We start from the raw sequence: 26,872 nt of genomic DNA, 5'->3' as shown, positions 1-26,872 counted from the left end.
CACACGCCGAGGTTCACCTTTCCGGTGTTGTGGACAAAGTCCTCGTATCGTCCGGCGCAGAGCAGCCCGACCGCGCAGCGGCCGTACCCAGAGGAGCCCGAGTGAGCACTCCCGATCTCTCCCCCAAGAGCCCCGAGTGGTGGCGCCAGGCCGTCATCTACCAGGTCTACCCACGCAGCTTCGCCGACGCCGACGGTGACGGTCTCGGTGACCTCAGGGGCATCACCCAGCGGCTCACCCACCTCGCCGCCCTCGGCGTGGACGCCCTCTGGCTCAGCCCCTTCTACCCGTCCGAACTGGCCGACGGCGGCTACGACGTGGCCGACCACCGCGACGTCGACCCCCGTCTCGGCAGCCTCGACGACTTCGAGGCCATGGTCGCCGAGGCCCACCGGCTGGGCCTGAAGGTGCTCGTCGACATCGTCCCCAACCACTCCTCCCACCAGCACGTCTGGTTCCAGGAGGCGCTGCGCGCCGGCCCCGGCTCCGCCGCCCGCGACCGCTACGTCTTCCGCGACGGCCGCGGCGCCCACGGTGAACTCCCGCCCACCGACTGGCAGTCCGTCTTCGGCGGCAGCGCCTGGCGCCGCGTCCCGGACGGCCAGTGGTACCTGCACCTCTTCGCTCCCCAGCAGCCCGACCTCAACTGGGAGAACGAGGAGGTGCGCGCCGACTTCCGCACCACGCTCCGGTTCTGGTCCGACCGCGGCGTCGACGGTTTCCGCGTCGACGTCGCGCACGCCCTCGCCAAGGACCTCTCCGAACCCCTGCGCGACCTCGGCGCCCCCGAACTGAGCGACGAGGCTTCGCTCGCGACCATGCCCCCGGGCAGCCACCCCTTCTACGACCGCGACGAGGTCCACGAGATCTACCGCGACTGGCGCAAGATCCTCGACGCCTACTCGCCGCCCCGGATGGCGGTCGCCGAGGCCTGGGTACCCGGCGCCCGCCGCGCGCTGTACGCCCGCCCGGACGAGCTCGGCCAGGCCTTCAACTTCGAGTACCTGAAGGCGCGTTGGGACGCCGTCGAACTCCGCGAGGTCATCACCGCCTCCCTCGCCACCGCCCGCGCGGCCGGCGCCTCGGCGACCTGGGTGCTGTCCAACCACGACGTCGTCCGCCACGCCACCCGCCTGATGCTCCCGGCCGGCACGGACCCCGACGCCTGGCTGCTGTCCGGCGGGAACGCGCCCGCCGTCGACCCGGTGGCCGGCCTGCGCCGCGCCCGCGCCGCCACGCTGCTGATGCTGGCGCTGCCCGGCTCGGCGTACGTCTACCAGGGCGAGGAACTCGGCCTGCCCGAGGTCGCCGACCTGCCCGCCGCCGTCCTCCAGGACCCCATCTGGGAGCAGACGGGCCACGCCCGCAAGGGCCGCGACGGCTGCCGGGTGCCGCTCCCGTGGACGAGGACCGGTCCGTCGTACGGCTTCGGCGCGGGCGGCGCCTGGCTGCCGCAGCCGGCGACCTTCGCCCTGTACGCCGTCGAGGCCCAGGACGGGGTCGAGGGCTCGACCCTGGAGCTGTACCGCGCGGCCCTGCGGCTGCGCCGCAAGCTGCTCCAGGGGGAGTCACTGACCTGGTCCGACGACACCCCGCCAGGCGTCCTGCACTTCACCCGCTCGGACGGCTGGCGCTGCCTCGCCAACCTCTCCGGCCGGCCCGCCCCCCTGCCGCCCGGCGAACCGCTGCTGTCCAGCGCGCCCCTGGAGCCCGACGGACGCCTGGGCCCGGACACCACGGTCTGGCTGGGCCGCTAGTGCCGCAACAGGCCCCGGGGCCGTCCTCGCTCCTCTTGACAAGCCGCGGCCCTCGGCTTACCCAGGGCTCGTAGGCACAGCTCACGTGCGCCGGACGTCGTAGGGGTGGGCGAGGAGGTGGCCTGGATGGCCGGAAGCCGGGCCTTCGGCGGGAGCACCCGCGCGGAACTGGCCGAGCGCACCGCCGACCTGCAACGCGTGAAGGCCGAGTACGACAACTACCGCAAACGGGTACGACGGGACCGGCTCGCCGTACGGCACATCGCGGTGGCCAACGTGCTGCGCGGGCTGCTGCCGGTGCTGGACGCGGTGGAACGGGCGTGCGCGCACGAGCCGATGACGCCGGGGCTGCGGGAGATCTCCGAGACCCTCCAGGTCCAGACCGGCGCGCTGGGCCTGGTGGCGTTCGGGGAGGTGGGCGACCCCTTCGACCCCTGCCGCCACGAGGCGCTCGCCCACCACGTCTGTCCGTCCTGCCCCCGCCCGACCTGCACGGCGATCCTGCGCCCCGGCTACCGGGTCGGCGACCAGCTGCTGCGTCCGGCCTGCGTCGAGGTCACCGGTCCGGAGTAGCGCGGCGCCGGAATCTCCCGCCGCCGCGCCGCTGCGCCAGTACCGTCGGCGGCCCCCGCACGACTAGCCCTCCACGGTCGCCAGCCAGAGCTTCACGTAGCGCTCCTCGTCGATGTCCAACGCCACGTCGATCAGTGGCTGTTCGCCCGCCTCGCCGTGGATCTCCGCCTCACCCGGCCGCGGCCGGAGGTCGACGACGGTCTGCCCACGGCCCGGGCCCGGCGCGAGCGACACCTCGACGGGCAGCGCACGCGTGGTGAGCCCGGCGGGATCGACGACCGCGCAGAGGGCCCCCGCGTCACCGAGCCCGCCCGCCGGGTCCTCCTCGGTACCCGGCCCCCGGTGGGCGAGCAGTTCGCCCCCGAGGCGCGCACCGGGCTCGGAGCCGGCCCGCAGCCGCCGTACGTCCGACGCCGGCACCACCACGCGCGTGAAGACGTCCAGTCCGTACATCGTGATCGGCACACCCGCGGTGAGCAGGATCGCGGCGGCCTCCGGGTCGTGCCACACGTTGAACTCGGCGACGGGCGTCGCGTTCCCGACGGCCACCGCCCCGCCCATGAAGACGATCCGCTCGATGTTGGCGGTCACCTCCGGGTGGGTGCGCAGCAGCAGGGCGATGTTGGTGAGCGGGGCCGTCGGCACGAGGGTCACCGGCCGCGGGGAGGCGAGGATCTCGCGGCGCAGCAGCGTCACGGCGTCCAGGTCCACCGGCGCACGGGCCGGCGCGGGCAGCCCGAGGTCGCCCATCCCGTCGTGCCCGTGCACATGGCGGGCCGAACGCGGTTCCTCGATCAGCGGCCGGGCGGCTCCCCGGGCGACGGGCACGTCCCCGGCGCCCGCCTGCTCCAGCACGGTGAGGGTGTTGCGCACGACGCCGTCCACGTCGGTGTTCCCCGCCACGCACGTGACCGCGCGCAGGTCGATCGCCGGGTGCCGTACGGCGAACAGCAGGGCCAGGGCGTCGTCGACGCCGGTGTCGCAGTCGATGATCACCGGAATGGGCCGACCGTTCATACGGGCCTCCTGGTCACCGGGCCGTCAAGCCCTCTCGCTCCGCGAGCGACCTTACGCCGCGCACGCCCCGGGCGACGTAGCGCCTGCTACGCATCGGTCGGGGTGGGGTCCGTCCGGCCGACCGTCACCGACCAGGTGGTGGTCGTGGGGGCCGTCACCGTGACCGTTCCGGGCTTGCTCGCCTCGGGGACGACGAGCTGGTTGTAGGTGACGGCCGGGGTGCCGGGGTCGCAGTTCGGACGGTAGGACGAGGCCATGACCGGGAGCTGCACGGTGATCGTGCCTTCTCCCTGGCAGCTGACCGCGAGGACGAGCGCCTTGCCCTGCGGGCCGCCCGAGTAGGCGAAGGCCCCGTTGCCGCGGGTGGCCGGGTGCCGGCCGGCGAGCGTCTCGCCCGCTTCCGCGTCGAGCTCCGGGGGTGTGACCGAGGCGGTGCGATGTGCGGGGGTGGGCGTGGAGGACGGGGGCGCGGGGGATGCGGCGCCCGGCGTCCGGGCGGTGGTGCAGGCGGCGACCAGGAGCGGGAGGAGCGCGCAGGTGGCGACGGAGGGCAGGTGCGTACGTCCTGGGCTCATCGGACCGCCTCGGCTCGGGGATCGCGTGCTCGGCGATCAAGTATCCGGAAGGGTACGGAGAGTTTGTCCGGCGGAGCCACGCCATTTCGAAAGCTTGCGCGAGATTTGAGGGTCGGCCTGGGGCGGCGGGGCTCCGGCCCGCCCGGCCGAACCCGCTCACCCATCCGGCCCGACCGACCGCCCCGTACGGCCCGGCGTGCTGGTGACCTGCCGGTTCAGGTGTTCCCGTGGACGTACCCCGTCGGCAGTTCCCTGGAGGCACCCCGATGACCCCGTGCCCGCGTCCACGCTCCGCCGCCCGTCTTCTTCTCGTCTCCGCCCTGTCGGCGAGCGGGCTGCTCGCCCTCGGTGGCTGTTCCGGGCTCGCCTCCGACGTCGCGCGCTACGCGTCCGCCCCCCGGTCGGCCACCGGCTCGGCCGGGGTCTCCGCCACGTCCCCGCAGTCCGCTCCCGCCCTCACCGACGCCCAGGCCCAGTCCGCCCTCGTCACCGAGGCCGATCTCGGGGATCCGTGGGCGCCCACGCAGGGCGTCGCCACCTGGCGGGACGGATTCCTCAAGGCGTCCGCCCCCGCCGGGATGCCCGACTGCCAGCGGCTGATCGACGCGCTGTACGGCGACGAGCTCCTCGGCGCCCCCGCCCGCGCCGTCGTCGGTCTCGACGACGGGTACGCCGGTGCCCAGCTGCGCTACCAGGTGTCCGCCCAGCGGGCCACGGCGGTGGACGCGGCGCTGACCTGGCTGGGGAGCCTGCCGCAGAAGTGCCGGCAGTTCACGGCCACCACCGCGCTCGGCGTCGTGCAGGACGTGCAGGTCGCCGACTCGGCGCTGCCGGCGTTCGGTGACGCGCGGCAGGGGCTGCGGATCACGGTCACCCGCGCGAACCGCGGCGAGACCGCCACCCTCACCCTGGACATCGCCGCCGTCCGCGTCGGCGAGGACGCGTTCACCCTCACCAACGGCGGGCTCGGCGAGGTCTTCACCGAGGTCACCCAGGCGGTCGCCGAGCTGGGGGCCGAGCGGCTCGCGGAGGTGCGCAAGCAGGCCCGGGCACAGGTCTGACACCCCGGCGCCCCGCGGGCCCGGTATCCCTTACCGCGCCTGCCTGTCCCGACGTGTCACCGGGAAAGTCGCGGTGCGGGGCGGAAAGGTTCACGGAGCCCCGGGCGACCCCGCACCGGGGCTTCCCGGACAGGCCCTAGCCGTCCCGTTCGAACCGCTGCCTGTGCGCCACCACGTCGTGCGCCACGTCCAGCACCGTCAGGCCCCGCGCGAAGGCGTGCCCCCGCAGCCGGGCCAGCGCCTCGTCGGCGGCGACGCCCAGTTGGGCCATGACCATGCCGATGGCCTGGTAGACCTCGTCGTGCTCGGTGGCCAGTTCGCTGAGCCAGAGGCCGCCCGGGGGCCGGTGCCCGTTCTCCTCGCCGGTGGGCAGGGACATCAGGGCGATCGTCATGACGCCGGCCATGAGGTCCGCGGTACGCAGCTCGCCGGGACTGAGCACGCCGGGCACGTCGCGGTAGAGGTCGAGCGTCCCCAGGCAGCCCGCGTCGTCGCCGAGCGGCAGCGCGTACACCGCCCGTACCCCGAGTGCCGTCGCCTGCTGGGCGAAGACCGGCCAGCGGCGGGTGTCCACGCCGCCCGCCAGGTCGGCGGCGATCACGGGCGCGCCGGTGCGCGCGGCGTGCAGGCAGGGGCCCTCACCCAGGGTGGCCTGGACCTCCATCAGATACGCGGCCCGGTCGTCGCTGGCGCTCAGCGGTACGGGCATGCCCTCGTTGCACAGCGACACGCTCGCGCGGGCCACGGGCAGCAGCCGGACCGCGACGTGGCACAGTCTGCGGGGTATCTCGCCGGGCTCGGCGCCCCGGACCCCGTCGGCGATCGCGTCGGCGGCCCAGGCCCCTTCCGGATCGTCCCTCGGCCGCACGGCGCCTCCCTCCTCCGACGACCTGTACGGACGACGTGGGTGGCGTTCCTGCGCCACCGCGCCACAGGTCCACGCGCCGCCCGGGATCCTGCCCCGACTACCCCGGCCGGAGCGCCCGAAACCGCGCGCGGGCCGCAACCCCGCAGGACACGCGCGGACCCGCCGCGCTAGCCACGCACTCCGTGCACGGCCGCCTGCACCGGCTCCGCCGTCCGCGCCGGCTCCGCCGTCCGCGCCGGTTCCGCCGCCCGCGCCGGACCCGCGTTCGCCGCCGTGATCAGGCCCACGGCCGCGACGACCGCCGCGGCGACCGCCCGCGCGTACCGGGCGGAAGGGCGTCCGTGGGGAGCGGATGTGGGTCCGTGCACGGCAGCCTCCGCAACGACAGTGGGGGATTAAGCGGCCTTAATCTCGTTCCTAACCTAGGGGGTCGCGAGGGCCAACCGGAAGAGGGGCAAACGGAGTTGGCCGATCCCGCCGGCCCCGGACGGCGACAGCGGGACCACCCGTCCATCGACCCCCAGCAGCGCGCGCTTCCTCCGAACCATCCTCTGCGTAAGTCCACTTACTGGCATGATTAAGCCCATGGCGAAGCGGGACGACCCGGAGACCATCGGGCGCAGGGTGCAGCAGCTGCGGCACGAACGCGGCCTCACCCAGCGGCAGTTGGCCGAACCGGCCTACACACCCGCCTACATCTCCACCCTGGAGGCAGGCCGTGTCCGCCCCTCCGACGACGCGCTGCGGCACCTCGCCGACCGGCTCGGCGTGGCCTTCGACGAGCTGGCCACCGGCCGGCCCGCCCACCTCGCCACCGACCTGAGACTGCGGCTGACCGGCGCCCAGCGCACCCTCGCCGGCGGGGAGGCGGAGGATGCCGGGGAGCGGTACGCCGCCCTGCTCGCGGAGGCGGAGTCGCACGGGCTGGTCGAGGAGCAGGCCACCGCGCTGCTCGGGCTCGGCGAGTGCGCGCTGGACACCGGCGATCTGGCCGCCGCCCGGCAGCACTTCGAGCGCGCCGAGCAGACGCTCCTGGAAGCGCCCCTGCCCGCCCGCGTCCCCGCCCTGCGCGGCCGCGCCGTCGCCCACTACCTCGCCGGCGAACTCCGGTACGCCGTCTACCTGCTGGAGACCACCCTCGACGAGCTGAACCGCGGCGGGCTGCACGACCCGGACGCCCTGCTCCTGCTGTACGCCGCCGCCATCGGCCCCTACATGGACATGGGCGCCCACGCCCGCGCCGCCCAGGCCGCCGAGTTCGCCCTCGCCCTCGCGCCGAGGGCCGCAGACCCCGCGCTGGTCGCCCGGATGCACCGGCAGGTCGCCCGCACCCTGGTCGCCGAGGGCCGGCTGGCCGAGGCCGACGCCTCGCTCGCCAAGGCCGCGGAGATGTACCGCCAGCTCCAGATCCGTACCGAACTCGCCAACTGCCACTGGATGCGCGGCTACGTCCACGCCCAGAACGGCGACCTGGAGCAGGCCGAGTCCGAGCTGCGCGCGGCCCAGGACATGCTCTCGGCCAAGCGGGCCTCCCTCTACAGCAGCCAGGTGGCCGTCGAGCTGGCCGACGTGCTGCACCGGCGCGGCAAGTCCGGGCAGGCCGCCGCCCTGCTGCACGACGTGCTCGGCGATCTCTCCTCCGAGCGCGGCGCCGTGCACGCCGCCGCCGCGCACCGGCTGCTCGGGCGGATCGCCGAGGACGCCGGGGACACGGAGTCGGCCGAGGAGCACTACGTCCGGGCCCTCAGCCTGCTGGAGCGCGCGGGCGCCGCCGGCGACCTGGCCGACCTGTGCCGGCTGCTGGGCGATCTGCTGCGCCGCACCGGACGGGTGAAGGCGGCGCTGGACGCGTACCGGACGGGCCTCGGCCACCGTACGGCGCCGGGCACCACCACCCTCGGGCCCGCACCCGCGCAGCCGCCCCTGTGACCGGGGCGCCGGCGAGGGAGGTCAGTCCGGCAGTGCCCCTCTGAGCGCCTCGTCCAGGCTCTCCGCCAGGGCCGCGTCCCCCGGTGGGCTGTCGCCGAACAGCGCGCCCAGCCGGCCCGTGAAGGTCTGGGTGAAGGCGCCGTACTGGGCGGTGCGCGGGCGCTGCACGGCGTCACGCAGGGCCGGGAGCAGGATGCGGCGGGCGTAGGCGGGCCGGCCGGCGGGGTCGCGGGGAGTGCGGTCGGCGCTCTCGCCCGACGGGGACGGTGCCGCCGCAGGCGCGGTGCAGCGTACGGCGTCGTCCGTGTACGCCGAGATGCGCGTCGCCGCGAACCCGGCGTCGAGCAGGCAGCGCTCGCTCTCCTTGCCGGTGAGGTACCTGATCAGCTCCTGCGCCTTCCCCGGCCGTTTCGAGGCCTGCGTCACCGCGAGGTTCTGCCCGCCGAGGACGGCCCGGCCGGGCAGCGGGGCGACGCCGAGCTGTTCGGCGGTGAGGGTCTGGTGGAGGGTGAAGTAGGCGTACGGCCAGTGCCGCAGGAACGCGGTGCGGCCCTCCGCGAAGTCACCGAGGGTGGCGGCCTCGTCGGAGTGGACGGCGTCCTGGAGGAGGTACGGCGCCCGGGTGCGCCGGCGCAGTTCCGCGATGCCGTCCGTCAGCTGCCCGGCGGTGGCGGCGTAGTGGCCGTCGGCGTCGGTGAGCGCGAGGCCGGGCACGGCCGACGCGAACGCCTCGACGGCGTTGACCGTGCGCCCCTCGTACGCCGCGAGCTGGGTCGTCCAGCCCTTCTCGTAGCCCTCGGGCCGGTTCTCGTCGAGGGAGTCGGCCATCGCCTCCAGCTCCTGCCAGTCGAGCCCGCCGCTGAGGTCGGTGCGCTGCACGCCGCCGGCGCGCAGGTGGTCGCGCCGGTAGTAGAGCAGCCCGACGTCGCTGTTGAACGGCACCGCGTACACCTGGCCGTCCCAGCGGGCCGTGCCGGCGACGGACGCGACGACATCGGTGTCGAGCACCTCGTCGGGCAGCGGGCGGACGAGCCCGGCGGCGGCGAACTCCGGCACCCACGTCACGTCCAGCAGGACGACGTCGTAGCCGGCGCTGCCGGACTGGAGGGCGCCGAGCAGCTGGCTGCGCTGTTCGTCGGCGCCGCCGGGGAGTTCGACCAGGCGGGCCCGGTAGAGGGTGCCCGCCTTCTCCTGCTGCCGGTTCCAGGCGTCGATCAGCTGCTGCCGTATGCCGTTCTTGCCGGTCACGTCGCGCCCGCCGGCGACCACGATGTCGCCCTCCACATCGGCGGTGGGTGTGGCCTGCGTGCCGTCCCCGCCGCCGGTGCACGCGGCGAGCAGCAGCAGGACCAGCAGGGCCGCGAGCCGTCGGACCATCACTCTTCCCCCGTTCCCGTGCGGGCCACCTCGGCGCTCAGCCCCGTGCCCAGTTCGTCGTCGGCGTCCAGGCAGCGCCCGCCGCTCGCCGTGGAGATCAGGGCGCCCGGCCTGCCCGCGTCGCAGCCGCCGCTCGCCAGGGACACCGTCGTGATCGGCACGTCCGTCAGGCGTGCCCGGGTCAGTACGTCGTCGAGGCGGACGCCGGTGAGCCGGCCGGCGTCCTCGTCGTCGGTGACGTGCACGATCAGCTGGGGCCGGTCGTCGTCGGCGCCCCGCTCGGCCATCTCACCGAGCGCGGCCACCAGCGCGGCGTACGGATCGGCCTCGGCGTCCCGGATCCGGGCGCCGGTGTCGATCACGGCCTCGGCGGCGGCGCGGCTGTGCCGGGCGAAGGGCAGCAGCGGCTCGTAGGACCGGTCCCGGGCACTGTCCGCGACCGCCCACACGCCGTACTCGTCGCGCCCGCCGAGCCCGCCCAGCGACTCCTTCAGCAGGCCGGGGCCCCCGCTCGGCCCCCGCCACCGCCCGGCCATCGAACCCGAGCTGTCGAGCAGGAACAGCACCCGGCCGGGCCCGCGCGCGTCGCGGTACCTGCGCAGCGCCGTCTCCATCGCGTCCCGCCCGGCGGACTCGATGAGCAGGGACGGCGCGGGCAGCACCCCGGCCGCGACCTCGGCGGTGTCCAGCAGGGCCCGGTCGCCGGTGGCGGCGCGGAATCCGGCCGCGCCGAAGACGGCCCGGCCACCCGGCCCGGCCAGCCACGCCCGGAAGTCCTCGGCCGCCCGGTCCCGCGCGGCCCGGTCGAGGTCGGCTCCCGCCCAGCGGACCCGGACGAAGACGGGCTCCAGGCCCGGTACGTCGCCGGGGTACTGGGCGGTGCGCGGGCTGCGCGTCGTACGGTCGCAGCCGACGCCGCTGCGCATCAGGAACTCCGGTACGAGGGCGGCGGTGCGGTTGTCGGTGCCGTCGTCGTCGGGCAGCGCGCACAGCAGGCCGGCGGCCGTGGGGGAGGGTGGTCCGGGCGGGGCGATCCGCTGCTCCACCCGGCCGGGGTCGGCGCCGGTGCCGTACAGGCCGATCGTGGCGAGCAGCGCCGCGTCGGCGAACTCCGGGTCGGGGCGGCGCACTTCGGCCTCCGGGTGACGCTCGCGCAGGGCGTCGAGCATCCCGGACAGCGAGCCGCCGACCCGCTCGGCCAGCGAGTCGGCGGCGAGCTTCGTGGGCACGGCCAGCACGATCGGGGAGTACGCCAGCGCCCGCTCGTCCGGCTCCAGCAGGGCCAGGGCGTCGGTGTCCTGGCCGGCGGTGACCCGGGCGGCGTCCGCCCGGGAGGCCGGGATCCAGATGTCGGGCTGGGGGCCCACGTCGCGCTGCGGGTTGGGGCCCACGTCCCCGGGCTCGTGCCAGGCGCCCGACTCGCGGCGCAGCGCGGTGACCGCGTCGGCGGAGCCCGCGCTGTACACCGTGATGCCGCTGCGCCGGCAGCCGTCGCCGGTGGTGTTCGCGTCCGACGTCAGATACGCGTCGGCCGCCGCGCCGACCGTCGCCTCCAGGTCGGGGTCGGTCAGGACGCGCAGTTCCAGCGGCGGGGCGCAGTCGGCGGGGCCGCCGGCGAGGCCCGTCAGGCCGTGGACGCCGAGGCCGGTGGCGGTCAGGGAGAGCAGGACGGTCAGTACGGTGCGCCAGGCCCCGGGCCGCCGGGCGAGGCGGCGCACGGACCGGAGCGGGCCGGGTAAGCGGTTCAGGCGGGCGCGCACCCGGCCGGCGGGCACGGCGGCGACCTGCGCCTGCCCTGAAGGCGTGGTCCCGATGTCGCGGCCGTGCGGCGGTCGCTGCTGCTGCGCGGCCGGCCGTGCGGCGCCGGGGCGGCCGGGGGCCACGTGCCCCACGAGCCGGCCGTGCGGCCGGTGCGGCTGTCCGCCACCGGGGTGGCCCGAAGCCGCCGGCCCACCGCCGCGTCCGCGGCCGGGCGGTCGTACGCCCCGCTGCTCCCGCGCCGACATCAGTACGTCCTCGCCGTGCTCCGACCGGCTCTGCGGCGTCCACGCCTCCCCCCGCATCGTCCGGTGACGCCCCTCGGTCATGCGCTTGCGCAGCGCGTCCGAGACGTCCTGGAAGCCCAGCTCGCCGGGGGCGTCGAGCAGGTGCAGCAGCTCGCCGGTGAACGGTGTCGGTGTCCGGCCGTCCCCCGCGTCGGTGCGGTGGTTGGCCTGCACGCTCATCAGCAGCAGCACGCGCCGCTTGTCCCGGAAGTGCTCCCAGATCCATGCCGCGTTGCCCGCGAAACAGCAGTCGAGGATCACCACGATCCGCTCGGCCGGGCTGCTGGCCAGCCAGGTCAGCACGGTCGTGAACATCTCCGCGCCGGGGAAGACCGCGTGCCCGCCCGCGATCACGCTCGCGTTGCGCATCTGCAGGAACAGCTCGTCACCCGCGCTGGGGATGGCGCCGTGCCCGGCGAAGTACAGCAGGAGCAGCCCCTCGGCCTCCTCGGCGGCCGTGCGCAGCGCGCGGCCGAAGTCGTCCAGCGAGGGCGAGCGTTCGACCGTGATGTCGTCCGCGCCGAGGACCCCGCCCCGGGCGAGCGTGTGCTGCAACAGGTCCAGATTGTGCTCGACGGCCGGCAGATCGCCGGGCACACCGTGGGGCGGCTCCGTGAAGTCGTAACGGAAGACACCCACCAGCAGTGCCCGGTTCACCCTCCCCCGCGGGTCGAAACGGGTCACCGGCCTACCCGTCGAGGTCGACTGGATCCACGCGGCCCTCGGGCGGATCGCCGTCCTCCACCTCGCGCCGGTTGGCCCGCCAGGCCTCCACGGCCTGCCCGACCTGCACCAGCAGCTGGTTGAAGACGACCGTGGCGCCGGCGCTGACCAGCGCGATGACGATCTCCATGCCGACGCCCATGGGCGCGCCGGTCTCGTCGGTGCGGCGCCGCTCGTGGATACGGAGCCGGCCCGACCGCACCATCTCGTCGAGACCCTGCTCCCGCTCCAGCCACTTGTGCAGCGCGCCGATGTCGCGCTCGGTCGCGGTGTCGTCCAACCGGACGCGGATGACTCGGTTGGCCACTTCGTCCCCGTCAGCCATGACTCACCATCATGGCACCGGGGTTGCCGCCTGGGGAGGGTACGGACGCGGACGGCGCGGATTCAGCTCTGCGTCTGCAGCTGGCGCAGCTGCCGCTGCACGTGGTCCAGCGCGCCGGTCCGCCTGCCCGGCACCCGGCCGCGCAACTCGGCCAGCACGGGACCCAGTTCGCGGGCCCGCCCCGGGTCGCGGATCTGTCCCCACTGGTGGTGGGCGCGGTCGACCGCCGCCTCGACGGCGGGCGTGTCCGGTGCCTGACCGGCAGCGAGCCGGGCGGACGCCACCGTCAGCCAGGTGCGGCAGCTGCGGGCCGCGTCCCCCGCGAACATCGCCAGGTCCGCCCTGACCTCCGACCAGTGCAGAGCCTCCTCGGAGGCGGCCCCGTGCGCCCGTGCGGCGGCCTGCTCCCAGCGGGCGGCCAGCCCGTCGGCGTCGGTGTGCCGGCCGGCCTGCACGGCGGCGGAGATGGCGGCGTGCGGATCAGTGACGCCGGGCGCCCGGGTGGCGAGCACGATGCCGGGGTGCTCCCCCGTGATCCGGCTCAGCGCCTGCTGGTGCAGCTGCTCGACGGGCGGCCGGTGCCCGCTGCGCAGTATGGTCGCCACGGCCTTCATGTACGCCGGCTCGGCGACGGTACGGCGCTGGGGCGGCGGCGCGATCCGCCCGTACACGGCGCAGTTCCGCCCGGAGTCGAGCGGCGCGCCGCTCAGCTGTCCCCAGCTCTCGGCGTCGGCGTGCAGATCGAGGAACACGGTCGTGGTGCCCGGCGCGCGCAGCCGTAGCTCCTCCCGGAGCCAGTGCCAGGGAAAACCCGTGTAGCGCGCGGTGGCCGGCGTGGTCCGCGCCAGCGCCAGGTGCGGCAGCCGCTGGCGCCGGTCGAGCAGGATCTGCCCGGTGACGAACACCGTCAGCGGCCCCACGGCCCCGGCGGCCGCCCGCAGCCGCGTCAGCACGGCCTGCGGCTCCACCGGGTCGGCCAGCTCCACGACGTTCGCGGTGTCGGCGCCCGCCAGCACCCCGGGCGGAACGGCCGCCAGCACGGGAAGCACCGTCGCCGCATCCACCAGCCGCCCCTTCCCCACGGGCGAGGCGGCCACCAGCAACACGGTCCCCGGCATGGTCCCTCCCTGTCGATCACGTACGTCAGCACCGTAACCGCTGCGAAGGCCGGCGGGGCCGGGACCGTCGACGCCCGCCCGATCGCGTGCGAATTGGCGTGATGTGCCGCCGTCCGTCCGGGGGCACCGTCGAGGCGGTCGCGCCCGCTTCAGAGCCTGCGCACCGCGAACACCGTCGTGTCGTCCACCAGCCGGCCCCGGGAATGCCGCAGCACCCCGTCCCGCACGAAGGCCACCAGCCGTCTCGGGCTGGCGGTGCGCGGGTCGGCGGAGAGCGCGCGGGTCACCTCGGCCGTCAGCGGGTAGAACGCGCCGTCCGGCGCCCGGGCCTCGGTGACGCCGTCGGTGGTGAGCAGGAGCGTCTCGTCCGCGGCCAAGGGGAATCTGCGCACCGGGGGCAGGGTGGGCACGCCCGGCGGGACGAGGTCGCCCAGGCCCAGGGGCAGGCCGCCGGTCGTGGGCAGGGTGCGGACGCCGCGCGGACCGGCGATGAGCGGCGGGTCGTGGCCGAAGTTGGCGACGTCGACCGCGTCCGTCCCGTCCGCCGGGAAGCCGAGCAGGAGGGCGGTGGCGAAGCGGTCGCTGTCCGTGCGGCCGAGGGCGGCGGCGTGGTCCCGGTGCCGCCGGATGCGTACCGCCAGGCGCTCGGCGACGGTGGCCAGGTCCGGCTCGTGGTAGCCGGCCTCGCGGAACGTGCTCAGCAGGGCCGCCGCCGCCTCGACCGCGCCGAGGCCCTTGCCCTGGACGTCACCGACGAGGACGCGGGTGCCGTGCGGGCCGGGCTGGATGTCGTAGAAGTCGCCGCCGACCCGGGCATCGGTGTCGGCCGCCAGGTACACCGCGGCGTGCGCGAGGCCGCCCCACTCGGCGGGCAGGGGGCGCAGCACGGTGCGGCGGATCGTCTCGGCGATGCCCCGTATGCGCAGCAGCCGCTCCTCCCCCCGGATGCGGACCACGCACGCCGCCGTGGCCAGCAGGCCGCCCATCGCGACCAGGATGAGGTCGGGCATCCCGGCCTGGAACTCGTCGGGCCAGGCGCTGTCCACGATCAGGTACGCCAGCAGCGACAGCACCGCGAAGGCCGCCGTGCCCCACGCCCCGCAGATCGCGGCGGCGATACCGGGAACCAGCACGATCCAGGAGGCGATCCGGAAGTCGCCGGCGGTGTTGGCGTCCACCGCCGCGATCGTGATGAGCAGCAGCAACGGAGGCACCCAGGCGACGCTGCGGCCACGGACACGCAGCATCTGGTGCCGGCGCAGGGCCTCCCGGCGCCCGGACCGGGGATACCGGACGAGCAGGCGCTGCCCGCCACCCCCGCTCGCGGGCCTGGTCATGCACCACAGCGAAGCACGCTCCCGTGCGCCGCGCATCCGTTGCCCCGCGCCGGCCGACTTGCCGCCCGCCCTGCTCCGGTGTGCCCTGGAAGGCGGGGGCGAGGAGAGAGGAGTGCTCCCATGGCTCATGCGGCACCCGCATCCGGCGCACCCACCGCCCGGCCCGGCGCGACGCGCCTGCCGGACGTCTTCAGCGCGCGTACGCACGCGATCGCCCGCTGGGCCTGGCCGGTCGGCCTCGGGCTCGTCTACGGCTACTGGGCGGCCGCCAACCGGCGCGACCCGGGCCCCATCACCGGCTGGAACCTGCTCTTCGGGTTCCTCACCGCCGTCGTGTTCGTCCTGGCGTACGTCGCGGTGCGGGAGGTCGCGGGGCGGGTGCACCGTGGCGCGCACGCACTGGTCTGGGCGGCCTTCGCGGGCGTCGCGTTCGGCTTCCTCTACAGCCAGACCGGCTACAGCGTGCTGCGCTCGGCCCTGATGTCGCTGGTGATCGCGGGGGCCTTCTTCGCGGTGCTGTTCTACCGCTACTACACGCACGGGGACAGGGCCTAGCCGGCGGGGGGCGGGGCGGACGGGTCGCGTGCCGTGAGACGGAGCTCGGCCCAGACGGTCTTGCGCGGGAAGCGGTCCTCGGCCACACCCCAGCGGTCGGCCAGCGCCTCGACCAGCAGCAGGCCACGGCCGGACTCGGCGGCCGGGGAGGGCGCCTGCGGCCGGGGAAGCCGTTCGCCGCGGGTGTCGGTGACCTCGACGCGGAGGACGTCGCCCACGACGTAGAGCATCAGCCGGAAGTCACGGCCACCCACCCGGCCGTGTGTCGCCGCGTTGGCGGCGAGTTCGGCGACGATCTGCCGCCCCGGGTCCAACGGGATCTCCCATGCGCGGAGTTGCTCGGTGGCGAGCAGGCGGGCGAGGCGGGCGCCGCGCGGCGTGGAGGACAGCTGCACGCTGAAGCTGCGGATGCCGGTGTCGAGTTCGGCGGATTTCCGGTTCACGTCACTCAGCGTGGCCGCGCGCACCTACCGTGAGAAGTCACTCAGGGGATACGTACGGTGACTGTCCGGATGTTGTCCGGCGCTGTCCGGGCTGTCAGGGCGGTTCGTACGGGTAGGGCCTGCCGCACGGCAGCGGTACGACGGAGGGGTGCGGGATGACGGTCGAGCTCAGGACCGAGGCGGACGAGCCCGGTTGGGAGGTGGACCCGGAGGACGAGTGGGGAGTCGCGGTCATCGCCACCGTCGGGCGGCAGCTGAAGCTGCGCCGGGAGGCGGTGGGGATGCGGGCCGCCGAGTTCGGGACGGCGGTCGGGTACGGGGAGGACCTGGTCTACAAGATCGAGGGCGGGAAGCGGATTCCCCGGCCGGAGTACCTGGACAAGGCCGACGAGGTCCTCGGGGCGGAGGGGCTGCTGGCCGCGATGAAGGAGGACGTGAAGAAGGTCCGCTATCCGCAGAAGGTGCGGGCACTGGCGAAGATGGAGGCCAAGGCGGTCGAGATCGGGGTGTACGAGTGCATCACAGTCAGCGGCTTGCTGCAGACGCCCGACCACGCGCGAGCCCTGTTCGAGGTGTGGCAACCCGCCTACTCGGAGGACGATCTGGAGCGGGTGCTGGCTGCCCGAATGGCTCGGCAGTCCATCTTCGATCGGTCTCCCGCCCCGGCACTGAGCTTTGTGCAAGAAGAGGCGGTCCTACGACGCCCTGTTGGCGGCACAATGGTGTGGCGACGCCAGCTCGAACATCTCTTGGAGGTGGGCCGGTTGCGCAACGTTACGCTTCAGGTGATGCCGACGACCGGCGGGGCCCACCCGGGGCTGATGGGAAGGATCGAGGTCCTGAAGTTCCCTGACGGAACTGCCGTCGGGCGCTCCGACGGTGCGTTCAACGGCCGTCCGACTTCCGATCCGAGGGACTTGCGGATCCTTGAGTTGCGGTATGGCACTGTCCGGGCGCAAGCCCTGCCACCTGGGGAGTCGCTGACCCTCATCGAGCACATGCTTGGAGAAACATGACCCGCAAGGCCTCTGCCGGAGACAACTCCGAGCTCACGTGGTTCAAGAGCAGCTACAGCAGCGGCCCCGACGGCGACTCGTGCGTCGAGATCGCGACAGAGCCCGGCATCGTCCACATCCGGGACTCCAAGATCAACGCAAGCCCACAACTCGCCCTCCGGCCGCAGGCCTGGACGGCATTCGTGACGTACGCCTCGAAGGGCTGACACCGCATGCGCACACAGTCACCCAAGGCCTCCTCAGGGGACGCCTCAGAACCGGCGTGGTTCAAGAGCAGCTACAGCGGCGGCAACAATGGCGAGTCCTGCGTCGAGATCGCGGTGGAGCCGCGCACCATCCACGTCCGCGACTCCAAGCAGACCGACGGCCCCCACCTCGGCCTCACCCCACAGGCCTGGACGGCATTCGTGACGTACGCCTCGGAAGACTGACCTCCCCGGCGGCGCACACGTATGGACCCCGGCATGGTGGCCGGGGCCCATACTTTCCCTCATCCCTCCACTCACCGGACGACAGGCAGCGCGCCCCGGTCGTCCGACGAGGTCCGAGAACGCTTCCCCTCCAGGAAACACCCGTTCGGCCCAACCCTCCACCGGAGGCGGAGCCCCCACGGCTTGACGCATACACCCGATCGCAGCCGTACCGCTCGCACCGCCCGGCTTCGGGCCGTTGCCTGGAAGGGTGTCCTCCAGGCCAGCACCTGCACGCGCACTCCGGCTGCGCGGCGCCCTGTCCGCCGCGCTGATCGCCCTGTGCTGCCTGTTCACGCCGCTCGGCGCGTTGTCCGCCTGGGCGGCGTACGGCCTGGCCGACACCGGGCGTTACGTCCGCACCATGGCGCCACTGGCCGGTGACCCGGCCGTGCGGGACGCGGTCGCGGACACCGTCGGGGACGCGGTGGCGCGGCGGATCGGCGGGACGCCGGGCGTGATGGGCCCGTTCGCGCGGGACGCGGTGCGCTCGTTCACGCAGACCGACGCCTTCCGGGCCGGCTGGGACGCGGCGAACCGGGCCACGCACGGCGCCGTGCTGCACGCCCTGCGCGACGACGACCGGCCACGCACCGACCCGGTGACCGTCGACCTCGCTCCCGTGACCACCCGCATCAAGGACCGGCTGGCCGGCGAGAACATGCCGCTGGCCCGCCGCATCCCGGTCCGCCACACCGAGGTCGCGGTCCTCGCGCCCGGCGATCTGGACCGGCTCCGAAAGGGATACGACGTGCTCGAAGTCGCCGCCCTCTGGCTGCCCGTCGCGGCCGTCACCTTCGCCGTCGCCGGGATCGCCCTCGCGACCTGCCGTCGCCACGCGATCGCCGCGACCGCCCTCGGCACGGCCCTCGGCGGCGCCCTGCTCGGCGTGGCCGTGGCGGTCGGACGCCGGCTCACGCTGTCCGACCTGCCCGCGTCGGTCTCCCGCCCCGCCGCGGGCGCCGTCTACGACGCCCTCACCGCGACCCTGCGCACGGCGTCCTGGCTGCTCGTCACCCTCGGCCTGGCGGTGGCGCTCGTCACCTGGGTCACCGGCCGCTACGGGGGCCGGCTGCGACGCCGGCCGGTACCCGGGACGCCCGGCCCGGTTCCACCTCAGCAACCGACCCGTGCCCAGGTCTGACCGCGTCCGCCGGCGTCCCGCCCGCGGGTAAACCTCTGGCCGGGCGCGGATCCCGGCGGCTACCGTCACCTCCCATGCGGAGGACGACGGCCCTGTGGCGCCCGACCGGCCCCGAAGAACTGGCCCTGGTCGAGGCCTCCGGCTGGACGGCCTGGCCGCCGCGCCTGCCCGAGCAGCCGATCTTCTACCCGGTGCTCGACGAGGAGTACGCCGTCCGCATCGCCCGCGACTGGAACGTCCCGGCCTCCGGTTCCGGTTTCGTCACCCGCTTCGAGGTCGACGGCGCGTTCCTGGAGCGCTACCCGGTCCGGCAGGCCGGCGGCGAGACCATCCTGGAGCTGTGGGTCCCGGCGGAGGAGCTGGACGAGTTCAACGCGCACATCGTGGGCCGCATCGAAGTCGTCCGGGAGTTCCACCGGTAGGGCCCCGGCTGCGCGGGCCGCCCGGCTTCCGGTGCCCGGCTCCACCCGCGCGGACGGCCCCCGGCCGACGCGCGGCGAACGGACATAATGGGCGCATGGCCCGCGAGTTCCCCGTCAGCCTCACTCCGCCCGACTGGCTGGTCAGGAATCTCCGGGCGCAGCAGGCGCCGGTCAACCGGCCCGCCGTCGCCCGGGCGGCCGTCGCGCTCGCGCTGCCGCTGGCCCTCGGGCTGGCCTTCGACCGGCCCGCCTACGGAGCCCTCGCGGCCATGGGCGCCCTGAACGGCGTCATCAGCGACACCGCCGCCGCGTACCGGTTGCGGGTGCTGAACATCGCCGTGCCGCAGCTCTTCGGCGCCGCCGGCGTCACCCTCGGCACCCTCGTGTACGGGCACGGCTGGGTCGCCGTCGCCACCGTGACCGGCGTCGCGCTGATCTCCGGGATGATCTCCACGATCGGCGCGGTCGCCTCCGTGTCGGGACTGCTCCTGCTGCTCAACTGCGTCGTCGGGGCGGGCCTGCCCCTGCCGGGGGCGTGGTGGGTGCCGGCCCTGCTCATCGGTGGCGGCGGCCTGCTCGTGCTGCTTCTCGCCCTGCTGGCCTGGCCGCTGCGCGCCGGGGTGCCCGAACGGCTGGCGGTCGCCGGCGCCTACCGGGGCGTCGCCGACCTGCTCGGCACCTGCGCGGGCGAGTCGGAGGTGGCCTACGACGACGCCCGGCACGCCGTCACCGACGCCATGAACCAGGCGTACGACCTGGTCCTGTCCCACCGCTCCCGCCATCACGGCCGCAGCCCGGAACTGACCCGGCTGATCGCGCAGTTGAACGCCGTCACGCCGGTCCTGGAGGCCGCCCCCGCCGCCCATCTCAGCGGCAGACCGCTGCCCGCCGAGGTCCCGGCGGCCGCACGCGCCATCGCCGACGCGGTGCAGAGCGGCCGCACCGAGCCGCTCACGCTGCGCCTGCCGCCCCCGACCACGGAGACCGGCCGCGCCATCGACCACGCCCTGCGGCACGCCGCCTCGGTCGTCACCGCCCCGGACATCGACCCCGGCGGCCTGGAGGACCGCCTCGGCCGTCCGGCCGCCCTCGGCATCCGCATGGCCCGCGCCACCCGCGGCATGCTGCTGTCGGCCGGCTCCTGGCACTACGGCCTGCGCCTCGCCCTGTGCATCGGCATCGCCCAGGCGCTGGTCTCGATCATCCCGGTCCCGCGCTCCTACTGGGTCGCCCTGACCATCACCTTCGTCCTCAAGCCCGACTTCGGCTCGGTCTTCTCCCGTGCCCTGCTGCGCGCGCTCGGCACGGTCGCCGGGCTGGTCGTCGCGGCGGCGGTGCTCGCGGAGGTGCCACGCGGCTGGTGGGACGTACCGGTCATGCTGGTGCTCGCCCCGCTGATCCCGGCGCTCACCCCGCGCGGGTACGGCTACCAGACCGCCGCCATCACACCGGTGATCCTGCTGCTCTCCGACGTCCTCAACCAGGAGGGCACCGCGCTGCTGCTGCCCCGCCTGGTCGACTCGCTGATGGGCTGCGCGATCGCGCTGATCGCCGGGTACCTGCTGTGGCCGGAGAGCTGGCACACCCGTGTCGGCGCCCGGCTCGCCGACGCGGTGGCGGACACGGCCCGCTACGTGGAGACGGCCTTCGCCGCCTCGGCCGACCCGGGGGCCCGCGCCCGGATGCGCCGACGCCTCTACCGCGACCTGTCCGGCATCCGTACGGAGTTCCAGCGCGCGCTCACCGAACCCCCGCCGACCGGCCGGCGCGCCGCCGCCTGGTGGCCGCTGGTCGTCGCGGTGGAGCGCATGGTGGACGCGACGACGGCGGCACGGGTCCGCATCAAGCACGGATCCGCGCCGCCGTCGGAGGCAGAGGTCGATCACGTGGCCCGGCAGCTGCGGGAACTCTCCGAGGGCCTGCGCGAGGTGGACACCCTCGTGGCCGTCCGCACGGACCTGACGGGCCCGGCGGGCAGCGTCCTGGAGCCGCTGCGGCAGGAGGTGGCGGCGGCGCGGGCGATCGCGTCGCCGCTCACCTGACTGCCGTGGCGCCGGCTCAGATGCCGATGTCGCAGCCGTCCTTGCGCCACACGGCCACGACCGCGGGACGGTTGATCTTGCCGGGGCCGTCGGGCCAGGCGCTCAGCGGCTTCTCGGCGGTCGCCCCGTCGAGCTCGCCCGGGTGCTGCACGGCGACCAGGACACGGCGGTCCTGGATGACCGGACCGCAGGTCTCCGCGCCCTTCGGCACCGTCAGGAACTGCTTCAGCTCACCGCGCCGGTCACCGCGCGTGGCGACACCGAAGAGACCGTCGTGCGAGCCGAGCTGGGCGCCGTCGGTGGAGATCCACAGGTTGCCGTGGTCGTCGAAGGCCACGTTGTCCGGGCAGGAGATCGGGCTGACGTCGTCCTTGGGGAACCCGGCGAAGTAGGTGGCCGGGTCGTTCGGGTCACCGGCGACCAGGAACAGCGTCCAGGCGAACCTGGTGGCGTCGGCCCGGTTCCAGCGCTCGGTCAGCTCCAGGATGTGGCCGTGCTTGTTGGCGTTGCGCGGGTTGGCCTCGTCCGCCTTGGCGTTGGTGCCGATGCCGCGGTTGCTGTTGTTGGTCAGGGCGACGTACACCTTGCCGGTGTGCGGGTTGGGCTCGATGTCCTCCGGGCGGTCCATCTTCGTGGCGCCGACCTTGTCACCGGCGAGGCGCGTGAAGACGAACACCTCCTCGGCGGACATGCCCTCGACGTGGGACACGGCACCGCGCGACGTCGCGGTGGCCAGCGGGATCCACTCGCCGCTGCCGTCGAACTCGCCGTCCGCCGGGAGCTTGCCGGTGCCGTCGATCTCGATCGCCGGGGAGTCGCCGGTGAGCTTGGCGACGTACAGGGTGCCCTCGTCGAGCAGCGAGAGGTTGTGCTCGCGGGCGGCGCGGGAGTTGCCCCTCATCATCCGCTTGCTGCCGACGAACTTGTAGAAGTAGTCGAACCGCTCGTCGTCACCGGAGTACACGACCGGCCGGCCGTCGCCGGTCAGGCGCACGGTCGCGCCCTCGTGCTTGAAGCGGCCGAGCGCGGTGTGCTTGCGCGGCGCCGCGTCGGGGTTGTACGGGTCGAGCTCGACGACGTACCCGAAGCGGTGCACCTCGTTCGGCTCCTGGGCGACGTCGAAGCGCTTGTCGAAACGCTCCCACTTGCGCTCGGTGGCGCCGGTGCCGATGCCGTACCGCTTGTCCGTGGCGCGGGTGGCGTTGGCGAAGTACTGGTTGAAGTTCTCCTCGCCGTGCAGCGTGGTGCCCCACGGGGTGACGCCGCCGGCGCAGTTGTTGAGGGTGCCGAGTGCCTTGCGGCCGGTCGGGTCGGCGGAGGTCTTCAGCAGGTCGGAGCCGGCGGCGGGGCCGGTGATCCGGAACTCGGTGGTGGCGGTGACCCGGCGGTTGAGCGGGTGACGCGAGACGGGGGTGAGCTTGCCGGTACGGCGCTCCTCCTCGACGACGACGGCGGAGAGACCGTGGGCGGCCCAGGCGATCTCGACCTGCTCCTTGGTCGGGTTGGCGGCGTCGTAGCCGCGGAACATGAGGATCTCGTCGGTGTACTCGTGGTTGGCGACGAGGATCTGCCGGCCACGCTCGCCGGGCAGCGGCAGCAGCGCCAGGAAGTCGCAGTTGTACCCGAACTGACCGGCCTGGGCCTTGGCGGACTGCTTGTCCGGGTCGAAGGCGGGGGCACCGCGCAGGATGGGCTCGCCCCAGCGGATGACGATGTTCTGGGCGTAGCCCTCGGGGATCGTCACGGCGTCGTCGGTGTTCGGCTCGACCGGCGTGAAGCGCAGGCCACGGGCGCCCTTGCCGTTCGGCTTGGGCCAGTGACCGGCGGGCGCGGCCTCGGCCTGCGGGGCGGCGGCGACGCCCGCGGCGGTACCGGCGGCGGCGGCCGCGGTGACGACCGCGGCGGCGCGCATCACGCCACGGCGGCTCAGGGCGCCGGCGATGACATCGCCCACGTACGGGTTGGCGGTGGTGTTGGGCACCTCGTGGAAGCAGGCGTCACCACAGCGGAAACGGCAGGTCAGGGCGGACCGTCCGCCGTTGTGCGAGTCGTTCGTTCTGACGATAGGCAGTAGATTGCGCACCTTTTACTCCCCTTGCTTCCCCTTGTATCCAGCGTGACGGACGGTAGGAGCACGTTTGTGCGGGAGCGGAGCCATCGAATGAACGCCGCGTGAACCGGAGGTATCTGTCAGGGAGTTGAGGTTTACCCGCAGGGCGTCCGGGACCGACCCTTGACGCGAACGCCGTCGGCCCTTCCGGGACCGCTAACCTTACGTGTCCGTCCTGGCCAGGGATTGACGGGCATAACTCACGCGAAGGGTTGCGCTAATGGGCATTCTCACTCTCCTGCGGAACGCGTTCGGCCGTTCCCGAAAGGGCCGCAGTCCCGAGGCAGAGGGTGTCTCCACGCAGCCGGAACCAACGCCGGCGGCCCCTGCCGCACCGTCCTCGGCGACGCCGCCGGAGGCCCCCGCGGCACCCTCGGAGCCGACGCCCTCGGAGCAGAGTGCCCCGGCCGCGGCCCCGCAGGTCCCCGAGCCCCGCTCGGAGCACGAACTGGTCTCGGCGGCTTTCGACAAGGTGACGGTCCCCCAGCAGACCCGCCCGAATTCAGCCGCCTCCGGCAACGCCATGGAAGCGCCCCTTTCGGGCAATCCGACGGAACACCCGCACGCGGAGCCGACGGAGCCCGCCGCCGAAGAGACGTCGCCGACGGAGCCGGAGAGCAAGCCGGCCACGGAGCCGCAGCCGCTGCCTGAGCCGGACGACACGCCGACGCCGGAAGCGGATCCGACGGCCGCGACGAGCCCCGAGCCGACGACCGAGACGGAGCCGGAGGCCGAGCCCGAGGGTGCGGCGCCGGAGGCCCAGCCTGCCGCAGAGGCCGAGACCGGCACCACGCCCACGACCGAAACGGAACCGACGCCGGCGCCGGCGCCGGCGCCGGCGCCGGAGGCAGGGGCGGAGACCGGGGCAGCCGTCGCGCCGACGACGGAAACGGACCCGGAGCCCGCCCCGCAGCCGGAGACGGCCGCCGAGCCGACGGCGGAAGCGGAACCGACCGCGCCGACCACCACGGAAGCCCCCGCGGCGACCGAGGCTGACGCCGAGCCCCAGCCGGAAGCGGAGGCCGACCTCACCGCCGAGCCGGCCCCGCAGCCGCAGGCCGAGGCCGTGGCGGAACCGGTCGCCGAGCCCCCCGCCCCGGTCGCCTCAGCCGACCCGGCACAGGAGCCCGCCGCCACGGAGCCCGAGGCCGCCACCGCACCGGAAACCACCCCCGAGCCCGACGCCGCCGCCGCACCGGAAACCACCCCCGAGCCCGAGGCCGCCACCGCACCGGAAACCACCCCCGAGCCCGACGCCGCCGCCGCACCGGGCACCGAAGCCGCACCCGCTCCCGAAGCGGCACCCGCAGCCGACGAGGCCGCCCCCGAAACCGCACCCGCACCCGCAGCCGACGAAGCCGCCCCCGAAACCGCACCCGCAGCCGACGAAGCCGCCCCCGAAACCGGCGACGAGGCACCCGCACCCGGCGACGAAAGCAGCGTGGGTGGCACCGTGCCCCCCACCCTCCGCACGGCCTACACCGCCGCCGCCACCGCCCTCGAGTCCCACAGCCTCACCACCGCCACCCCCACCAAGATCTACCTCGTCCTCGACCGCTCCGCCTCCATGCGCCCGTACTACAAGGACGGCTCCGCCCAGGCCCTCGCGGAGCAGACGCTCGCGCTCGCCGCCCACCTCGACCCCGAGGCCACGGTTCACGTCACCTTCTTCTCCACGGAACTCGACGGCACCGGCGAGCTGACCCTCTCCGACCACGAGAACAAGATCGACGAGCTGCACGCCGCCCTCGGCCGCATGGGCCGTACCAGCTACCACGTCGCCGTCGAGGACGTCCTCACCCACCACGACAAGAGCGCCGCTCCCGGCACCCCCGCCCTCGTGATCTTCCAGACCGACGGCGCCCCCGACGCGAAGACCCCCGCCACCCACGCCCTCACCGACGCCGCGAAAACCTTCCCCCACATCCACTTCGCCTTCGTCGCCTTCGGTGAGCACGACAACAAGGCCTTCGACTACCTCCGCAAGCTGAAGACCGGCAACACGTCGTTCTTCCACGCCGGCCCCACCCCGAAGGAACTCACCGACGCCGAGTTCTACGAGGGCGTCCTCGCGCACTGGCGACCGTAAGTCCCGCACGGCGCGAAATCCCCGGGCCGCCCGCCTCTCACCCGTCAAAACGGGAAGCGGGCGGCCCACCCATGTCGGCTACGATTTCAAGGTTCGAAAAACAACCGACCTGGGAGCAGCCAAGCCATGGCTCGACACCTCATCACCAGCGCCCTTCCGTACATCAACGGGATCAAGCACCTGGGCAACATGGTGGGGTCCATGCTCCCGGCCGATGTGTACGCCCGCTACCTCCGCCAGCGCGGCCACGACGTCCTCTACATCTGCGCCACCGACGAGCACGGCACCCCCGCCGAGCTCGCCGCCAAGGAGCAGGGCCTCCCGGTCGACGAGTTCTGCGCCCAGGCGCACGACGCCCAGAAGGCGGTCTACGACGGCTTCGCCCTCGCCTTCGACTACTTCGGCCGCAGCTCCTCCCCGCAGAACGTGGAGATCACCCAGCACTTCGCGCGCAAGCTCAACGAGAACGGCTTCATCGAGGAGCGCGCGATCCGCCAGGTGTACAGCCCCACCGACGGCCGCTTCCTCCCGGACCGCTACGTCGAGGGCACCTGCCCCCACTGCGGCTACGACAAGGCCCGCGGCGACCAGTGCGAGAACTGCACCCGTGTCCTGGACCCGACCGACCTGATCAACCCGCGCTCGGCGATCTCCGGCTCCACGGACCTGGAGGTCCGCGAGACCAAGCACCTCTTCCTCCTCCAGTCCAAGCTCCAGCACGAGGTCGAGGCGTGGGTCGCCCGTCACGAGGACGACTGGCCCCAGCTGGCCTCCTCCATCGCCCGCAAGTGGCTGAACGAGGGCCTGCACGACCGCGCGATCACCCGCGACCTGGACTGGGGCGTCCCGGTCCCCGCCGACACCTGGCCGGACCTGGCGGCCGAGGGCAAGGTCTTCTACGTCTGGTTCGACGCCCCGATCGAGTACATCGGCGCGACGAAGGAGTGGTCGGACAAGGACCCGGAGAACCGGGACTGGAAGTCCTGGTGGTACGAGGCCGACGACACCGTGCGCTACACCGAGTTCATGGCGAAGGACAACGTCCCCTTCCACACCGTGATGTTCCCGGCCACCGAGCTGGGCGTCCGTGAGCCGTGGAAGAAGGTCGACTACGTCAAGGCGTTCAACTGGCTGACGTACTACGGCGGCAAGTTCTCCACGAGCCAGAAGCGCGGCGTCTTCACCGACCACGCCCTGGAGATCCTCCCGGCGGACTACTGGCGCTACTTCCTGATCGCCAACGCCCCCGAGTCCGACGACTCCTCCTTCACCTGGGAGCACTTCACGGCGACGGTGAACAAGGACCTCGCCGACACGCTCGGCAACTTCGTCAACCGCGTGCTGTCCTTCTCCAAGAAGCGCTTCGGCGAGGAGGCCCCGGCCGGCGGTGAGCCCGGCGCGGCGGAGGCGGCGCTGGGCGAGGAGATCGCCCGTCTGCTCGCCGAGTACGAGCAGCAGATGGAGGCCCTCCAGTTCCGCAAGGCCGCGTCCGCGCTGCGCGCCCTGTGGTCGGCCGGCAACTCCTACCTGGAGGAGAAGGCCCCCTGGCTGGAGATCAAGACGGACAAGGACGCCGCCGCCCTCACGCTCCGTACGGCGATGAACCTGATCCACCTCTACTCGGTGGTGTCGGAACCCTTCATCCCGGCGAGCTCGGCGGCCATGCGCCAGGCCTTCGCCCTCACCGGGGACGACGCCACCTGGGTCACGGCGGACGAGGCGAAGTCCCTGTCCTCCGTCCCGCCCGGCACCCCCTTCACCGTCCCGCCGGTCCTCTTCGCCAAGCTCACGGACGACGACCTGGCCGCGTACAAGGAGCGCTTCGGCGGCGAAACAGCCGCGTAACAGCCCTTCTCGGACCCCTCACCCAGCGGGT

At 73.9% G+C, this 26,872-nt stretch carries 24 protein-coding genes; 13 read left to right on the top strand and 11 right to left on the bottom strand.

Going from position 1 to position 26,872, the window contains the following annotated elements; translation table 11 throughout:
* The first annotated feature begins 101 nt into the window (after nucleotides 1-101).
* Nucleotides 102-1,757, top strand: a complete 1,656-nt coding sequence (locus ACIHCM_RS06045) for an alpha-amylase family glycosyl hydrolase (protein ID WP_399889758.1) — start codon at nucleotides 102-104, stop codon at nucleotides 1,755-1,757.
* A 126-nt stretch (nucleotides 1,758-1,883) separates the two neighbouring features.
* Nucleotides 1,884-2,330, top strand: a complete 447-nt coding sequence (gene grpE / locus ACIHCM_RS06040; protein ID WP_399889755.1) for a nucleotide exchange factor GrpE — start codon at nucleotides 1,884-1,886, stop codon at nucleotides 2,328-2,330.
* A gap of 63 nt (nucleotides 2,331-2,393) precedes the next feature.
* On the opposite strand, the gene ACIHCM_RS06035 is transcribed toward grpE, so the two are convergent.
* Together ACIHCM_RS06035 and ACIHCM_RS06030 are read right to left on the bottom strand one after the other, a co-directional pair.
* Nucleotides 2,394-3,347: a nucleoside hydrolase gene (locus ACIHCM_RS06035; RefSeq protein ID WP_399889752.1), complete on the bottom strand. Its 954-nt coding sequence runs from the start codon at nucleotides 3,345-3,347 to the stop codon at nucleotides 2,394-2,396.
* 86 nt (nucleotides 3,348-3,433) lie between these two features.
* Nucleotides 3,434-3,922, bottom strand: a complete 489-nt coding sequence (locus ACIHCM_RS06030) for a hypothetical protein (protein WP_399889749.1) — start codon at nucleotides 3,920-3,922, stop codon at nucleotides 3,434-3,436.
* Between the two features lie 227 nt (nucleotides 3,923-4,149).
* Between ACIHCM_RS06030 and ACIHCM_RS06025 the strand changes: the two genes are divergently transcribed.
* Nucleotides 4,150-4,983 carry a hypothetical protein gene (locus ACIHCM_RS06025; RefSeq protein WP_399889746.1) on the top strand — a complete coding sequence of 278 codons (834 nt, stop codon included), beginning with the start codon at nucleotides 4,150-4,152 and terminating at the stop codon, nucleotides 4,981-4,983.
* Between the two features lie 136 nt (nucleotides 4,984-5,119).
* Here the strand turns inward: ACIHCM_RS06025 and ACIHCM_RS06020 are convergent, their stop codons facing one another.
* Complete coding sequence (locus tag ACIHCM_RS06020) at nucleotides 5,120-5,851, bottom strand: GAF and ANTAR domain-containing protein (RefSeq protein WP_399889743.1); 732 nt, start codon at nucleotides 5,849-5,851, stop codon at nucleotides 5,120-5,122.
* 167 nt (nucleotides 5,852-6,018) lie between these two features.
* On the bottom strand, nucleotides 6,019-6,219 hold the full coding sequence (locus ACIHCM_RS06015; protein ID WP_399889740.1) for a hypothetical protein: 201 nt from the start codon (nucleotides 6,217-6,219) through the stop codon (nucleotides 6,019-6,021).
* A gap of 217 nt (nucleotides 6,220-6,436) precedes the next feature.
* Here ACIHCM_RS06015 and ACIHCM_RS06010 point away from each other — a divergent pair, with 217 nt between their 5' ends.
* Nucleotides 6,437-7,780 (top strand): helix-turn-helix domain-containing protein, encoded by a 1,344-nt coding sequence (locus ACIHCM_RS06010; protein WP_399889737.1) that lies wholly within the window; start codon nucleotides 6,437-6,439, stop codon nucleotides 7,778-7,780.
* A gap of 21 nt (nucleotides 7,781-7,801) precedes the next feature.
* Here the strand turns inward: ACIHCM_RS06010 and ACIHCM_RS06005 are convergent, their stop codons facing one another.
* The 5 genes from ACIHCM_RS06005 to ACIHCM_RS05985 form a co-directional block, all read right to left on the bottom strand.
* Entirely contained in the window at nucleotides 7,802-9,157 is a 1,356-nt protein-coding gene (locus tag ACIHCM_RS06005; protein WP_399889734.1) for an extracellular solute-binding protein, read from the bottom strand.
* Nucleotides 9,157-11,886, bottom strand: coding sequence for a substrate-binding domain-containing protein (locus tag ACIHCM_RS06000; protein ID WP_399889731.1), 2,730 nt, complete (start codon nucleotides 11,884-11,886; stop codon nucleotides 9,157-9,159). The genes ACIHCM_RS06005 and ACIHCM_RS06000 overlap by 1 nt, the downstream gene beginning before the upstream one ends.
* Before the next feature lie 4 nt (nucleotides 11,887-11,890).
* Nucleotides 11,891-12,250, bottom strand: coding sequence for a hypothetical protein (locus ACIHCM_RS05995; RefSeq protein WP_399889728.1), 360 nt, complete (start codon nucleotides 12,248-12,250; stop codon nucleotides 11,891-11,893).
* 62 nt (nucleotides 12,251-12,312) lie between these two features.
* Entirely contained in the window at nucleotides 12,313-13,368 is a 1,056-nt protein-coding gene (locus tag ACIHCM_RS05990; protein WP_399889725.1) for a hypothetical protein, read from the bottom strand.
* A 149-nt stretch (nucleotides 13,369-13,517) separates the two neighbouring features.
* Complete coding sequence (locus ACIHCM_RS05985; RefSeq protein WP_399889722.1) at nucleotides 13,518-14,705, bottom strand: PP2C family protein-serine/threonine phosphatase; 1,188 nt, start codon at nucleotides 14,703-14,705, stop codon at nucleotides 13,518-13,520.
* A gap of 120 nt (nucleotides 14,706-14,825) precedes the next feature.
* Here ACIHCM_RS05985 and ACIHCM_RS05980 point away from each other — a divergent pair, with 120 nt between their 5' ends.
* Nucleotides 14,826-15,260, top strand: a complete 435-nt coding sequence (locus ACIHCM_RS05980) for a hypothetical protein (RefSeq protein WP_399889719.1) — start codon at nucleotides 14,826-14,828, stop codon at nucleotides 15,258-15,260.
* Here ACIHCM_RS05980 and ACIHCM_RS05975 read toward each other — a convergent pair.
* Nucleotides 15,257-15,703: an ATP-binding protein gene (locus ACIHCM_RS05975; protein ID WP_399889716.1), complete on the bottom strand. Its 447-nt coding sequence runs from the start codon at nucleotides 15,701-15,703 to the stop codon at nucleotides 15,257-15,259. The genes ACIHCM_RS05980 and ACIHCM_RS05975 overlap by 4 nt on opposite strands.
* Before the next feature lie 155 nt (nucleotides 15,704-15,858).
* Here ACIHCM_RS05975 and ACIHCM_RS05970 point away from each other — a divergent pair, with 155 nt between their 5' ends.
* From ACIHCM_RS05970 to ACIHCM_RS05945, 6 genes are all read left to right on the top strand, one after another.
* Nucleotides 15,859-16,719, top strand: a complete 861-nt coding sequence (locus ACIHCM_RS05970) for a helix-turn-helix domain-containing protein (protein WP_399889713.1) — start codon at nucleotides 15,859-15,861, stop codon at nucleotides 16,717-16,719.
* On the top strand, nucleotides 16,716-16,925 hold the full coding sequence (locus ACIHCM_RS05965) for a DUF397 domain-containing protein (RefSeq protein WP_399889710.1): 210 nt from the start codon (nucleotides 16,716-16,718) through the stop codon (nucleotides 16,923-16,925). Before ACIHCM_RS05970 ends, ACIHCM_RS05965 begins: the two co-directional genes overlap by 4 nt.
* Before the next feature lie 6 nt (nucleotides 16,926-16,931).
* Entirely contained in the window at nucleotides 16,932-17,150 is a 219-nt protein-coding gene (locus ACIHCM_RS05960; RefSeq protein ID WP_399889707.1) for a DUF397 domain-containing protein, read from the top strand.
* 250 nt (nucleotides 17,151-17,400) lie between these two features.
* On the top strand, nucleotides 17,401-18,333 hold the full coding sequence (locus ACIHCM_RS05955) for a hypothetical protein (protein WP_399889704.1): 933 nt from the start codon (nucleotides 17,401-17,403) through the stop codon (nucleotides 18,331-18,333).
* A 74-nt stretch (nucleotides 18,334-18,407) separates the two neighbouring features.
* Nucleotides 18,408-18,755 (top strand): hypothetical protein, encoded by a 348-nt coding sequence (locus ACIHCM_RS05950; RefSeq protein ID WP_399889701.1) that lies wholly within the window; start codon nucleotides 18,408-18,410, stop codon nucleotides 18,753-18,755.
* Nucleotides 18,756-18,850: 95 nt separating this feature from the next.
* Nucleotides 18,851-20,797 (top strand): FUSC family protein, encoded by a 1,947-nt coding sequence (locus tag ACIHCM_RS05945; RefSeq protein WP_399889699.1) that lies wholly within the window; start codon nucleotides 18,851-18,853, stop codon nucleotides 20,795-20,797.
* A gap of 16 nt (nucleotides 20,798-20,813) precedes the next feature.
* On the opposite strand, the gene ACIHCM_RS05940 is transcribed toward ACIHCM_RS05945, so the two are convergent.
* Nucleotides 20,814-22,880 (bottom strand): PhoX family protein, encoded by a 2,067-nt coding sequence (locus tag ACIHCM_RS05940; protein ID WP_399889696.1) that lies wholly within the window; start codon nucleotides 22,878-22,880, stop codon nucleotides 20,814-20,816.
* Between the two features lie 247 nt (nucleotides 22,881-23,127).
* On the opposite strand from ACIHCM_RS05940, the gene ACIHCM_RS05935 reads away from it, so the two are divergent.
* Nucleotides 23,128-24,996 carry a VWA domain-containing protein gene (locus tag ACIHCM_RS05935; protein ID WP_399889693.1) on the top strand — a complete coding sequence of 623 codons (1,869 nt, stop codon included), beginning with the start codon at nucleotides 23,128-23,130 and terminating at the stop codon, nucleotides 24,994-24,996.
* Nucleotides 24,997-25,122: 126 nt separating this feature from the next.
* Complete coding sequence (metG, locus tag ACIHCM_RS05930; protein ID WP_399889690.1) at nucleotides 25,123-26,841, top strand: methionine--tRNA ligase; 1,719 nt, start codon at nucleotides 25,123-25,125, stop codon at nucleotides 26,839-26,841.
* The last annotated feature ends 31 nt before the right edge of the window (nucleotides 26,842-26,872 follow it).

The organism is Streptomyces sp. NPDC052023, from assembly GCF_044548465.1.
GTDB lineage: Bacteria > Actinomycetota > Actinomycetes > Streptomycetales > Streptomycetaceae > Streptomyces.
Note: the sequence above shows the minus strand (reverse complement) of the source record. Positions and strands in the feature narration are given on the sequence as shown.